This window comes from Streptomyces sp. NPDC028314, from assembly GCF_055565795.1.
Genome location: NZ_JBVHTP010000001.1, coordinates 872,140 through 885,104 on the forward strand (window position 1 = coordinate 872,140; position 12,965 = coordinate 885,104).

Consider the following 12,965-nt stretch of genomic DNA (forward strand, 5'->3'; position numbering starts at 1 on the left):
CCCGCCGGGTGAGGGCAGGCCGGACTCGCTGCGATCTGAGGGAGAGGAGAGGGGGCGCGGCGGCCCGGGCCGGTCAGGAGAGCTCGAGGCGCCCGGTGGACCGGTCGGATTCGACGAACAGGTGCAGCAACAGTCCCGCGAGGGACAGCCAGCCCACGCCGATGGCGATTTCGGCCAGGAGGTGCAGGGGCACGTCGACCGGAGGAATCTGACCCAGGAGTCCGCGCACGGCGAGCAGTCCGTGGGTGAGCGGAAGGAACTGCGCCAAGAGCTGGACGGGGCCCGGCCAGTAGTCGATCGGGACGTTGACGCCGCAGATCATAGTGATCAGCAGGTAGGCGAGATTGGTGGAAGTGTCCCTGAAATTACGGAACTTGTAGACGAGGGCGCCGAAGAACCAGCCGTAGCCGTAGCAGGAGCACGCGACGATCACCAGGATGGGCAGCAGCGCGGGAAGCCGCACCCACGGGAAGTCCAGGCGCATCACGGCGAGCACGGTGACCAGGACGATGGTGGAGCTGGCGGTCGCCAGGCCGATCCTGAGCAGCCCTCGGGAGAACATGCTCACGACGACGCTGCCCGGGCTGAGCACCAGGCTGGTGAGCGTCCCCTGATCACGCTCGGCGGATGCGGCATGGGCGACTACGGCGCCTTCCAGCGCGAGGACCGCGAGGGCGTTGCCGACCAGGAGGAAGGAGATCTGGACGTCTCCCGCGACGTAGAGGCCCGCCAGGGAGAAGAACAGGACCTGGAAGAAGAGCCGGACCACCCAGCCGCCCAGCCAGAGCCTGAGCGTGAAGAAGACGCGAAATTCGTGGTACCCGGCGATCGCGGACTCGCGCACCACGGGCCACACGCTGAGAGCACGTGTCATCCTGCAATCAACTTTCCGGTCTTCTGAAGCCTGGTCATGATCAACGAGATGAGCCATCCGCCACTCGCGAACGCGACGGCTCCGAGGGCGAGTACGGCGCCGAGCTGGAGCCACGGGTTGGCGAGCTCGTTCGGACTCAGCGTCTCGCGCAGCAGGTCCGCCGCCCACGACAGGAAGATCAGGCGGCTGATCGGGTGGACCCAGACGGGCAGCAGGGCAACCGGCGTGAAGATGCCGGCCAGCACGAAGATCGGGTAGTTGAGGAAGTTCTGCTGGGCGTCCGGCGCCCGCGACAGGGCCGCGACGGCGGCCAGCACGGCGGAGGTGGCCACGGTGGCGAACGCGGTTCCCATGATGGCCGCGGCGAACCAGACGGGGTGCCAGATCACCGGCGGAAGGTCCACGACGGCGATCGCGAACAGCCACGACTCCGCGAAGGCCAGGAGGCCGACGGCCGCGGATGCCAGCATCCGCCCCCAGAGGTAGGCCTTGACGGAAGCGGACGAGCTGACGATCAACTCCAGCGTTCCATGGCCCCGCTCGCTCGTGATGCTGTTGGCCCCGAGCGCGAGGGCCACGGACCAGATGCCGGAGAGCGCGGGCGCCAGGACGACCGCGGCATACAGATCGGTGCGCCCTGAAACCTCCACTATGGAAAGGAAGTTGATGACGTAGAAGGGAATGGCCAGCAGGATCGTGACGCTTCCGATCCGGGCCCGGAACGTCATCCACTGGAACCAGAACCCCGCCCGGAGTCCTCTCATCGGCCGACGCCGATCTTCCGGTCCTCGAGCAGGGCGACGTAGACGTCACTCAGGTCGGGCCGCACCGTGCGCAGCCGTGTGCAGCCTGCGGCCACGAGCTTGGCCAGGACTCGGCCCGCGGCGCCGTCGGCACCGAGCTGGATACGCGTCCCTCCACCGGGCCGGCCGTGGACGCCGATGACGCCCGGCAGCATCTCCACCTCGGCGAGTACGTCCGCGGCGGCATCGTCGACATCCACGTTCTCGTACTCGGACAGCCAGCGCGACAGGGTTTCCGGTGTCTCACTGGCGATGATCCTGCCCTTGTCGACGAGGCTGACCCGGTCGCACACGGCTTCCGCTTCCGCCATGTCGTGGGTGGTGATGACGATGCTCTTGCCTTCCTCCTTGAGGGAGAGGATCAGCTTGCGGAAGTCCAGAGCGCCCACCGGGTCCATACCGATGGTCGGCTCGTCGAGGAAGAGCACCTGCGGATCGGCGAGCAGCGCACGCGCCAGGTGCAGGCGCTGGCGCATGCCGCGCGAGTAGGTCTCGATCCGGGAATCCGCACGTTCGAGGAGGCCGAAGCGGCCGAGCAGCACCTCGGCCCGAGCTTCTGTCTCGCTCTTGGTCAGTCCGTACATCGAGCCCCAGAAAGACATGGTCTGACGGGCCGTCAACATAAAGTGGTGCCCCCGGTCGCCACCGAAGGTGACACCGAGGTACGAGCGAACCCGCGCGGCTTCCCGCACCACGTCGTGGCCCATGATCCGGACCTCGCCCGCGGTGGGAAGCAGGACGGTGCACAGCACCTTCACCAGCGTGGTCTTGCCGGCGCCGTTGGGCCCGAGCAGGCCGTGCACCTCACCCTGCGGCACGGTCAGGGAGAGCGAATCCAGAGCGACTTTCGGCTCCTGCTTGCGAAACTTGCGCCCGGTGTCCTTGTAGATCCGGGTCAGCTCGCGCACTTCGATCGCCAAAGGTCTGCCGCCGGGACTCTCCTCAAGAGAATGGCCAGCATGCACAGCAACGCCCCCCAAGCGTTTACTCATGAAATGAAGACACGTGAGGCCTAAGCCTCCGCGAAAAGGTTCACACTGCAATTGATTTGCGCATGAGGTGGTCAGCCTCTGCGGCAACCAAGCGAACTCGACGGCTCCTTGGGCAACACAAGAAGACTCACGAAAGATGAGTCGAATGTCCGGTTGGCCCCGTTGCACCCAAGGTGCCGCCCCGCGACTGAAAACCGGTCATCAGCCGTGGACTTGGTCGATCGGAGTCTACGCACAAAGTCGCAGATCAGAGCCGTGACCCTCGTCACATGACGCACACAACGCATCATCACGACAAGGTTGTTACCGGCCGGAAACTGTGCTTATCCTCAAGGCCACCTCCCCCTGGCGCGCGATCTGACGCGGGGACCCGGGTGCGCGCTCCGGCCGCCTTCCGCCGGACCTTCATTCCTCTATTTCCAGCCGCCGTACAGGCTGCCGCAATCGAGCGGAAACCGGGAAAAACACCAAATGATCACTTCCACGCATCACGACGGGGACGCTCCGGCAGATGAACCCTTGAGCACACTGGTGGCGATGTGGCAGAGCGTCCTCAAGGACGAGTCACTCGACGCCGCCAGTGGATTCGAAGCCCACGGCGGGACCTCGCTGAAGGCCGTCAGGATTCGAGCCCGAATTCGTAAGAGATTCAACAAAGACATCAGCCTGCTGGAGGTCGTCACCCTGTCGACGCCCACCGCTGTGGCCGACGCTCTCGACTCCTTGCCCGACTGGGCCGATGACGAGTAGCGCGCGGGAAGGGACGAAGGCGTTGCACCTGCACAACCTCCTGGACTATCAGCTGCCGGGTGAAGTGGAGCTCCATCCGGACGGCACCCGGATCGCGTTCACCGTCAAGGAATCCGCGGCCGCGCTCGACCGCGTCGTCACCACACTCCGGCTCGCCGACGCGGACGGCAGCCTGACACACCGGCCCGCCGCGCCCACCGGGGCCGGTTCGCCGCGCTGGTCCCCGCTCGGCGACGCCCTCGCCTACCTGGCGCCCTCCGGCGACCGGGCTGCGGGTGCCCTGCGCATCCAGCCGGACGGTTCCGGTGAACCGCGCGCCCTCCTGCCCGGTGTCCGCGGGGTCAGCCAGCCCAGCTGGTCGCCCGACGGACGCCTGATCTCCTTCCTCGCACCCGACTTCGCCGCCACCGACCTGGCGGACCGCAAGCCGCACGAGCCGACCGTCGTGCGCCGTCTGTCGTACAAGGCCGACGGCGTCGGGCTGGTCCCGGCCATCCGCCGCCACCTCTTCACGGTGGACGTCTCCACGGGTGAAGTGCGGCAGCTCACGTCCGGCGACTACGACGTGCACGCCCCCTCCTGGTCGCCGGACGGCAGCCGCATCGCCTTCAGTTCCGCCCGACACCCCGAACGCGAACTCGACCGGATCACCCGCCCGTTCATCGTCGAGGTCGCCGACGGGACCGTCCGACAGGCGGCCGACTGGAACGGCACCGTCAGCTGGACGGCATGGGAGCCGGACGGCCGCACTCTGCTGTTGGCCGGCCAGCACCTGCCGGGCCCGAACCGGCTCACCACGCTCTTCCGGCTCGACCTCGACAGCGGCCGGGCGACGGACCTGCTGCCCCGATTCGACCGGCGCGTCCTGGTCCCCTCGTCCGGCGGCGCCGGGTCCGTCGTACGGACCGAGAACGGCGACCTCATCTTCTGTGCCCGCGAGCAGGGCTGCACCTGGGTGTACCGCCTCGCTGCCGGCGAGACCCGGCCCCTGCCCCTGCTGTCGGGTCCCGCCACCGTGGTCACCGCCCTCAGCCAGGCTGCCGGGGGGAAGCTGCTCGCCGTGGCCGTGTCCGACGGCACGAACCCCGGCGACATCCACCTGCTCGACCCGGCCTCGCCCGAACTCGTGCGCGTCACCGATCTGCACCCCGCCCTCGACCGGGCCCGCATCCGGCAAGCCGAGCCCTTCGCTGCGCGCACCGCCGACGGGGTGGACCTGCACGGCTACCTCGTGCGCGCAGCCGACTCCGCCGACGGCACGCCGCCACCGCTGCTGGTGGACATCCACGGGGGACCCGACAACGCCTGGCGGCCCAATTTCTCCCCGTACTACCTCTACCGCCAGGTACTCGCGGAACGCGGCTGGAACATCCTGCTGCTCAACCCGCGGGGCAGCGACGGGTACGGCGAGGAATACATGCGGGCGGCGATGGGCCGCCTCGGCTTCAGCGAGGAGGAGGACTTCCTCGCCGCAGTCGACGCCCTCGTGCAACGGGGTCTGGCCGACCCCGCCCGGGTCGCCGTGATGGGGTCCAGCCACGGGGGGTTCATGACCACCTGGCTGACCGCGCGCACCAACCGCTTCGCCGCGGGCATCTCTGTCGCCTGCATTTCCAACTGGCTCAGCCTGTACGGTACTTCGTCGGGCATATCCGGTTTCATCACGGAGCAGATGGGTGGCAGCCCCTACGAGGTTCCCGAGGTCTACCGGGATTCGTCGCCCCTCACGTACGCCGAGGACGTCCGCACGCCGACCCTGATCGTCCACGGCGAGTACGACTTCGCGAATCCGGTCGGGCAGTCGGAGGAGTGGCACACGGCACTGCTGCGCCAGGGGTGCGAGGTCGAATTCGTCCGCTACCCCGAGGCCAGCCACCTCTTCATGTACAACGGGCGCCTCTCGCACCAGCTCGACTACGCCGAGCGCATCGTGAACTGGCTGGTGACCCATGCCGAGTGAGCGCACCCCGCACCGGCGGCGGAAGCACCGCACGACGGCCCGGCGGCTCGCGGGCCTCGTCGTGGCGGCGGGTCTGGCCCTCACCGGCTGCACGTCCGGACCGGCGGCGCCGCCCACCGCCCCTGCGGCGCCCGCCAAGGCGCTCCCGCGGCCGGAGAAGACCGTCGTGGTCGTCTTCGAGAACAAGCAGTACACGCGGATCATCGGCAACCCGCAGGCCCCGTACATCAACGAGCTGGCGAAGGGCGGCGCGAGCTTCACCCGCATGCTCGCGAATTCCCCCGCGAGCCAGCCGAACTACTACCAGATGTTCTCGGGTGGCAACCAGGGCAGGACCGACAACAACTGCTACCCGGACAAGGTCGACGCCCCCAACCTGGGCCGGAGCCTGCTCGACAAGAACCTGGGCTTCGCCGGCTACTCGGAGGGACTCCCGCACGAGGGCTCCGACGAGTGCACGTCCGGCAACTACGCCCGCAAGCACAATCCGTGGGCCGGGTTCGCCAATCTGCCGCCCTCGACGAACAAGCCCTTCAGCGCGTTCCCCAGCGATTTCTCGACCCTGCCGACCGTTTCCTTCGTCGTTCCCGACCTGTGCAACGACATGCACAACGAGGACCAGGGATGCACGATCGCCGTCGGTGACAGCTGGCTGAAGGCCAACCTGGACGCCTATGCCCGCTGGGCAACGGCCAACAACAGCCTCCTCGTCGTCACCTTCGACGAGGGAACGCGCGAGGACGCCCGCATCCCGCTCGTCTTCCACGGCCCGATGGTCAAGCCCGGCAACTACGGCCGGCTGCTGAACCACTACGGCGTGCTGCGCACGCTGGAGGACATGTACGGCCTCCAGCACTCGGGCAACGCAGCGGGCGCAGAACCCATCAGCGAGATCTGGCAGTGAAGCGGGGAAGCTGAGGAATGTACCTCTCCACCTCCCGGGCCGCCGAACCGGCGGCCCGGGCACGGGACGAGCAGCCGCCGTTGCCCTCCGGCAGTTCGTTCAGCCTCGTCAAGAGCAACGTGCTCGTCCTGGGGACCGTCAGCCTGGTCACGGACATCTCGTCGGAGATGACGAGTGCGGCGCTGCCCGTGTACCTCGTCCTCGGCCTCGGGCTGTCGCCGTTCCTCTTCGGGGTGCTCGACGGTGTCTACAGCGGTTCGGGGGCCCTGCTGCGCGTGCTGTTCGGCTACGCGTCGGACCGCCGGCAGCGCCGCAAACCGGTTGCCGCCGCCGGGTACGCCCTCTCGGCGGTCTGCAAGCTGGGCCTGCTGGTGGCGGGCACTGCCTCGACGATCGGGCTCGTGATCTTCGCGGACCGGGCCGGCAAGAGCATCCGGGCCGCCCCTCGCGACGCCCTGATCTCCATGTCCGCGCCTCCCGAGGCGCAGGGTCGCGCCTTCGGGCTGCATCGCGCCATGGACACCGTCGGCGCCCTGCTGGGGCCCCTGGTGGCCTTCGTACTGCTCAGCCAGGTCGACGGCGGCTACCACGCCGTGTTCTTCGTCAGCTTCTGCGTCGCGGTGCCCGCCGTCGCCCTGCTGTGGCTGTTCGTGCGGGAAGACACCCCGGGAGCGACGGCGGCCGGACCGGCGAAGCCGCCGGCGCTGTCCTGGCGGGCCCCCCTTCGCCTTCGCACCCACCGCGGCTTCGTCCGCGTCTGGTGGTGCGCCGCCGTTCTGGGACTGGTCACCGTCAGCGATTCCTTCCTGTACCTGATGCTCCAGCAGCGCTTCACCCTGCCCACCGCGCAGTTCCCTCTCCTGCCGCTGGGCACGGCTGCCGGATTCCTGCTGTTCGCCCTCCCGGTCGGGCGCCTGGCCGACCGGTTCGGGCGGTGGCGGATCTTTCTCGCCGGGCACGTGAGCCTGCTCGGCGCGTACGGGGTGCTGCTCTTCGAGGGCGGAAGTCCGACCGCCGTCACCACGACCGTGCTGGTCCTGCACGGGATCTTCTACGCCGCGACCGACGGAGTCCTCATGGCACTGGTCGCCCCCTGTTTTCCCGACGGGCTCAAAGCCACCGGGATGGGCCTGGTCCAGAGCGGGCAGGCCGTCGCCAGGCTTGTCTGCTCCCTGCTGTTCGGGGCGGCCTGGACGGCTTGGGGGCAACACGTCGCGCTCCTCGCCGCCACCCTCGCGCTGGCGTGCGGTGTCCTGTCCGTCCTGGCGCTGCGCCCCCGTGCCGACGATCCGGACCGGCCGGCGAAGAAGGCCTCCGGGAGCCCGTCGTGAACCGGGCGGCACGCCTCGGCGTCCTCGCCACCGTCACCGCCCTGTGCCTCGCCCTGGCCGCGGGGTACGTCGTGCGGACCGCGCGGGATGCGGACACCCGGGGCCGGTCCGCCGTCGGCGGACCGGGGGAACACCCGGGTGAGATCCGGGCGAACGCACCGGGAGAGCTTCTCTTTCGCAACGAGGCCTGGGGACCGACCCGTTCCCTCCTGGCAGCGGTGCCGCTCACCGCACCGGACGGCGAGCGCACCACGGGCCCGCTGTCGTGCCAGCGGTTCTACAGCGCGCGCGACACCGCCGTCTGCCTCCAGGCACCACAAGGACTCACAGGTTCGTACCAGGCGGTCATCCTCGACGCCTCGCTGCGTGAGGTCGCGCGCACGCCGATGAGCGGGACACCGAGCCGGGCCCGTGTCTCGCCCAGCGGCCGGTTCGCCACCTGGACCACCTTCGTCAGCGGGGATTCCTACGCCGCCGCCGGGTTCTCCACCCGGGTGACGATCCACGACACCGCCTCGGGCCGCGCGCTGCCCGACCTCGAATCCTGGTCCCTGTTCCTGGACGGCGCGGCGTACCGCTCCCCCGACGTCAACTTCTGGGGGGTGACCTTCGCCGACGACCGCACCTTCTACCTCACGCTGGGCACGGGCGGGAAGACGTACCTGGTGCGCGGCGACCTGGTGGACCGGACCCTGTCCACGTTGCGCACGAATGCCGAATGTCCTTCGCTCTCACCGGACGGAACCCGGCTGGCTTTCAAGAAGCGGGCCCCGCACCGCGATCCGGACAGCCCTTGGCAGCTGGTGGTGCTGGACCTGCGCAGCATGGCCGAGAACGAGCTGGCGGAGTCGGCCAGTGTCGACGACCAGGTCGAATGGCTGGACGACCGTACGGTGCTCTACTCCAAGCCGGGGGACGTCGGCTCGGACCTCTGGCAGGTCTCGGCCGACGGCACGGGTCGGCCGCGCCTGACCGTACGGGCCGCGTCCTCCCCGGTGGTGATCCGCTGAGCACCGGGCCCGCCCGGCACGCCTGCGGACAGGTCAGGGGAGACGGCGACGCGCCGACCGCGAGTGCTGCGGTCGGCGCGTCGCCGTCTCCTGCCGTTGCCGCGTCGGCCGGTCGGGGTGTCAGGCCGGCCTTGCGGCGAGCGCCCCGATCTCCACGAGGTCGCCGTGGACGGCCTGACACATCCGGGTCATCCGGAACCCGGCCACCGCCGAGCTGATGAAGCTGTTGAACGAGAAGGCCAGGACCAGCCCGCTGTCGGCGTCCGCCATGGCCATGACCGTCTTCTCGCCCGGCTGGCCGAACACCCTCGGGGAGACCTCGGGGCAGTACATCCCCCGGTCCGTCACGAAACCCCGGGACCAGTTCATGGAGTTGATCGCCCAGCCGGCCGACCAGTTCTCCCAGTCCTCCGGCGCCTCGGGAACCATGTGCCGCCGGCGCAGCAGGGCTGAGGCCCCCTTCCAGGCCGGCTCACCCCCGGCCGGCCCGTGGCCGAGCAGTGCCTCGTACAGCCGGGCGAGGTCCCGCATGGTCCCCATCGCGCCGATCCCGGGAATGCAGGCGGCCCGCAGCTCGGGCACCCCCATGACGAAGGCGTCGTTGGCATGGCCCGAGTCGGGGTTGCGCACCCCTCCGTACGTCATGGCGCGCAGGTCGTCCTCGGCGGCGGCGTACTCCGCGGCCGTCATCCCGAGGTGGGTGCGGTCCATGCCGAGCGGTCCGAGGACGGTGCCCCGCAGAACGTCCCCGTACTCCCCGCCGGCCGCCCTCGAAACGACCTCCGCGAGCACGTGGGAGTTGATCCAGGCGCTGTACGTCCTGACGCCGCCGATCTCCATGGCCTCGTCGACCGGGGCCGCACAGGCCGCGGCGAGGTTCTCCTGCCAGTCCAGCGAGGCGATGTACTGCGAGGCCCCGTCCCGGTAGGGCACGGTGTGGGCCAGCAGATCGCCGATCCGGGCCCCCTCCTTGCCTGCCTGCCCGTACTCGGGAACGAAGCGCGTCACCGGGTCGTCGAGCCCGAGCACACCCTCCTCGATCAGCAGCGCGACGGCCACCGAGGTCAGAGGCTTGGAAGCGCACAGCCAGTGGAGCCGGGAGTCGGTCGTCAGCGCCCGGCCGAGGGCCTGTCCGTACGCGAAGTCCGCCACCGGGGTCCCGGAAACGGAAGCGAAGAGCTGGAAGCCCTGGTGCAAGTCTTTGGCATGGTCCTCGCGCAGGAACGCGCGGGTCCGTCCGAAGCCGTCCGGAACCACCACGGCCTCCGGGTCCGGGAGTGCGTCGGTGTTCGGCGGGTGCTCGGTCATGGGGTCTTCCACCCTGTCGCCTGTTCTGGTCGTCGGTGTCGGCGGGGTCATGTCCGCGCCGTCGTGCCGGGCAGCGACCCGATGGTGCGCTGCCCTTCGTGCACCCACAGGGGCACGCCCTCGGCGGAGTTCAGGGCGTCCTCCAGGCGGGGCCGGTACAGCGGGTGCAGCAGTTCCCGGGCCGTGGCGAGATCCGCCCAGCGGACCTCGGATGCCTCCGTGCTCGGCCGGGGCGCGCCGCCGGCCGCGACGGCGACGAAGACGGCCGCCAGGATGCCCTTGCTCGGGTGCTGGTACACCCCGGCGAGGCGCTGGACCCGGACGGTGACTCCCGTCTCCTCCTCGGCCTCCCTGGCCGCGGCGTCGTGCAGGTGCTCCCCCGGTTCCACGAGACCGCCCGGCAGCTCCCAGCGCACCGGTGAACGGCGGAGCTGGATCAGGACGTTGCCCTCGTCGTCGAAGACGACGCAGGTGGCACCGAGCCGGTAGCGGCCGGGGTCGTCCTGGGCGGGTACTGCCGTGTCCGTCATCGTGATCCATCCATCGCTCGTGTGTCGCGCACCGAGACCAGTTCGGCCCTGTGGTCCACGAGCAGCCACCGCAGCCGCTCGTCGCACCCCGACTCAAGCACACGGTCCACCTGCTCCAGCACGTCGGATCCGGTGTGGAAGTCGGGGAGCAGCAGCCTGCTGAGCCGGGACGCCGCACGCGCCTCGTGCCGTTCCCAGAGACCTGGCAGGAGGCCGAGCGCCCGGGTCGCGTACGCGGCGGTCAGCGCGGGCTGGTCAGGCCTGAACAGTCCGCGGGCGTGCCCCTCCAGGATCGGCAGCGCAGAGCCGCCCGGCGCCGCCAGCAGGGCGATGGCCTCCTCCTTGGCGGCGGGCACCGGACGGGCGGTGAGAGCGGTGGCCGCGGCCGTCGTACCGCCGTGCGTGCCGTCGCGGGCCAGTTCGGCCAGGATCTCCCGACGGCCGGACACCCCGGCGGCCGCGAGCCGGGTCACGATGCGCCATCGGTCGGCCTGGGAGCCGTGTGCCGGGCCGGCCGCGCCCAGTCGGGCCGCGAGGGCGGCCAGTTCGGGCTCCGTGGTGGCGCATTCGACGGCAGCCGCTTCGAAGACCGGGCGGCAGCGGTTGCCGGGCCGCGCGGCGAGTGCGGCGTACCAGGGAGCCAGCCGTCGCAGTCTGGCCTCGCGCAGCGACGGGCTGCCCAGCCGGTCCACGGCCTGCCGCAGCCGGTCCACGGCGGCCCCGGTGAGTGCGGGTTCGGTCTCCGTCTCCAGAGCGGCGCAGGAGGCGTCCAGGAATGCGGCAACGGGCAGCTGCGCGTCACGGGTCATGTGCCACAGCGCCTGCCAGGCCACGCCCCGGGCGGTGGAGTCCGTGAGGCGGCCGAGGGAGTGTCGCATGGTGGCCGTGGAGACCGCGTCGAGACGGACCGTGGCCCATGCCTCGTCGGTCTCGTTCACCAGCAGGAGCGCCGGACGCTGTCCGCCGGCGAGGCCCGGCACCTCGGTCCGCCTGCCCGAGACGTCCAGCCGCAGGCTGTCGCGCTTGACCAGAGCGGCGCCCTCTCGGTCGTACACGCCGATCTCGAGGGTGTGCGCGCGCTCCAGCGGGTAGGCCGCGGGCGCGTCCTGCACGATCTCGACGCGGCCGACCCGTCCGTCCGGGGTCTCCTGCACCTCGGTGCGCAGGGTGTTGACACCCGGGGTGTACAGCCAGTCGTCGGTCCAGTCCTCCAGGTCCTCGCCGCTCGCCTCCTCCAGGGCTGCGAGCAGGTCCGGCAGGGAGAGGTTCGCGTAGGAACGCTGGCGGAGCACCTCGCGTACGCCGGCCAGGAAGGGCTCGCGGCCGAGGCGGGCCATCAGCTGGCGCAGGACGGCGGCGCCCTTGGCGTAGGTGATTCCGTCGAGGTGGAGCATGACGCCGGCCGTGCCGCGGATCTCCGAGACGACCGGATGGGTCGAGGGCCGCCGGTCGGCCTCATGGCCCCATTCCTTGCGGCCGGCGCAGAAGGCCGTCCACGCCGATGCGAACTCGGTCCGCTCGGCGACCACGAGGAAGGCCAGCAGTTCTGCGAAGCCCTCGTTCAGCCAGAGGTCGTCCCACCAGCGCGGAGTCACCAGGTTGCCGAACCACATGTGCGCCATCTCGTGCGCGAGGACCACGGCCCGGGTCTGGCGGTCCTCGTAGGTGGCCGTCGTGTCGAGCACGAAGGTGTCCCGGAGCATCACGAGCCCTGGGTTCTCCATTGCCCCGGCGTTGAACTCCGGGACGAAGACGTGGTCGTACGTCGCGAAGGGGTAAGGAATTCCGAACAGGTCCTCGAAGCCGGTGAGGCAGGAACTCGCCGTCGTGAGGATTTCCCTGGCGTCGGCATCGAGTCGGGCAGCGAGCGAACGTCGCGCGTAGAGCCCGGCCGGCATATCGCCGACCGCGCCCCGCACTTCATGAAAATGGCCTGCCGCCACGGCGAAGAGATACGTGGAGAGCCGCTCGGTGGGCTCGAAGTCCCATTGTCCGGATTCCTCGCCGATCCGGGGTGTCATTCCCAGGACGATCCAGTCTTCCGGTGCGCGCACGCTCAGTCTGAGGCGGGCCTTCAGGTCGGGCTGGTCGAAACAGGCGAGAAAGCGGTGCGCGTCATGGGCCTGGGCGTACGAATAGACGTACACCCCTGCGTCCACCGGGTCGGTGAACTGCTGCAGGCCCTGGCCGTCCGAGGTGTACGCGTAGACGGCGTCGACGTCGAGGACGTTGGCCTCGGCCAGCCCGTCCAGCAGGATCCGGCTCCCGTCGAACACCTCGTCCACGGGCAGTTCCACACCGTTGAGGACGATGCGGTCCACCCGGGCCGCGGCGCACTCCACGAAACTGCCCGCCCCGGGACGGCGACAGGTGAACGTGATCCTGGTGCGCGACAGGAAGGTCTCGCCGGGCGCCACCAGGTCGAGTTCGAGGCGGTACTCCTCGACCCTCAGCAGCCGGGATCGCGATCGGGCCTCGGCGTACGAGAGGTCGCGCACGGAGG

At 69.9% G+C, this 12,965-nt stretch carries 11 protein-coding genes; 5 read left to right on the forward strand and 6 right to left on the reverse strand.

From position 1 onward, the window contains the following. Nucleotides 1-73 precede the first annotated feature (73 nt). Genes ACZ4TG_RS03860 through ACZ4TG_RS03870 form a run of 3 tightly spaced genes read right to left on the reverse strand, consistent with a single transcriptional unit; the run spans nucleotide 74 to nucleotide 2,597 of the window. Nucleotides 74-874: an ABC transporter permease gene (locus ACZ4TG_RS03860; RefSeq protein WP_468159712.1), complete on the reverse strand. Its 801-nt coding sequence runs from the start codon at nucleotides 872-874 to the stop codon at nucleotides 74-76. Continuing rightward, nucleotides 871-1,638 (reverse strand): ABC transporter permease, encoded by a 768-nt coding sequence (locus tag ACZ4TG_RS03865; RefSeq protein ID WP_468159713.1) that lies wholly within the window; start codon nucleotides 1,636-1,638, stop codon nucleotides 871-873. The genes ACZ4TG_RS03860 and ACZ4TG_RS03865 overlap by 4 nt, the downstream gene beginning before the upstream one ends. Next, a complete protein-coding gene (locus tag ACZ4TG_RS03870; RefSeq protein WP_468159714.1) occupies nucleotides 1,635-2,597 on the reverse strand; it encodes an ABC transporter ATP-binding protein in 963 nt (320 codons plus the stop codon). The genes ACZ4TG_RS03865 and ACZ4TG_RS03870 overlap by 4 nt, the downstream gene beginning before the upstream one ends. Before the next feature lie 543 nt (nucleotides 2,598-3,140). Here ACZ4TG_RS03870 and ACZ4TG_RS03875 point away from each other — a divergent pair. From ACZ4TG_RS03875 to ACZ4TG_RS03895, 5 genes are read left to right on the forward strand one after another with little or no spacing between them, the layout of a single operon-like run. Next, entirely contained in the window at nucleotides 3,141-3,419 is a 279-nt protein-coding gene (locus ACZ4TG_RS03875; protein ID WP_468159715.1) for an acyl carrier protein, read from the forward strand. Then, entirely contained in the window at nucleotides 3,409-5,379 is a 1,971-nt protein-coding gene (locus ACZ4TG_RS03880) for a S9 family peptidase (protein ID WP_468159716.1), read from the forward strand. The genes ACZ4TG_RS03875 and ACZ4TG_RS03880 overlap by 11 nt, the downstream gene beginning before the upstream one ends. Further along, nucleotides 5,369-6,283: an alkaline phosphatase family protein gene (locus ACZ4TG_RS03885; protein ID WP_468159717.1), complete on the forward strand. Its 915-nt coding sequence runs from the start codon at nucleotides 5,369-5,371 to the stop codon at nucleotides 6,281-6,283. Before ACZ4TG_RS03880 ends, ACZ4TG_RS03885 begins: the two co-directional genes overlap by 11 nt. Before the next feature lie 17 nt (nucleotides 6,284-6,300). Next, nucleotides 6,301-7,614 (forward strand): MFS transporter, encoded by a 1,314-nt coding sequence (locus ACZ4TG_RS03890; RefSeq protein ID WP_468159718.1) that lies wholly within the window; start codon nucleotides 6,301-6,303, stop codon nucleotides 7,612-7,614. Continuing rightward, complete coding sequence (locus tag ACZ4TG_RS03895) at nucleotides 7,611-8,624, forward strand: TolB family protein (protein ID WP_468159719.1); 1,014 nt, start codon at nucleotides 7,611-7,613, stop codon at nucleotides 8,622-8,624. Before ACZ4TG_RS03890 ends, ACZ4TG_RS03895 begins: the two co-directional genes overlap by 4 nt. A gap of 120 nt (nucleotides 8,625-8,744) precedes the next feature. Here ACZ4TG_RS03895 and ACZ4TG_RS03900 read toward each other — a convergent pair whose 3' ends face one another. Genes ACZ4TG_RS03900 through pepN form a run of 3 tightly spaced genes read right to left on the reverse strand, consistent with a single transcriptional unit; the run spans nucleotide 8,745 to nucleotide 12,960 of the window. After that, nucleotides 8,745-9,932: a serine hydrolase domain-containing protein gene (locus tag ACZ4TG_RS03900; protein ID WP_468159720.1), complete on the reverse strand. Its 1,188-nt coding sequence runs from the start codon at nucleotides 9,930-9,932 to the stop codon at nucleotides 8,745-8,747. A gap of 47 nt (nucleotides 9,933-9,979) precedes the next feature. Then, a complete protein-coding gene (locus ACZ4TG_RS03905) occupies nucleotides 9,980-10,462 on the reverse strand; it encodes an NUDIX hydrolase (RefSeq protein ID WP_468159721.1) in 483 nt (160 codons plus the stop codon). Next, complete coding sequence (pepN, locus tag ACZ4TG_RS03910; RefSeq protein WP_468159722.1) at nucleotides 10,459-12,960, reverse strand: aminopeptidase N; 2,502 nt, start codon at nucleotides 12,958-12,960, stop codon at nucleotides 10,459-10,461. Before pepN ends, ACZ4TG_RS03905 begins: the two co-directional genes overlap by 4 nt. Nucleotides 12,961-12,965: the final 5 nt, after the last annotated feature.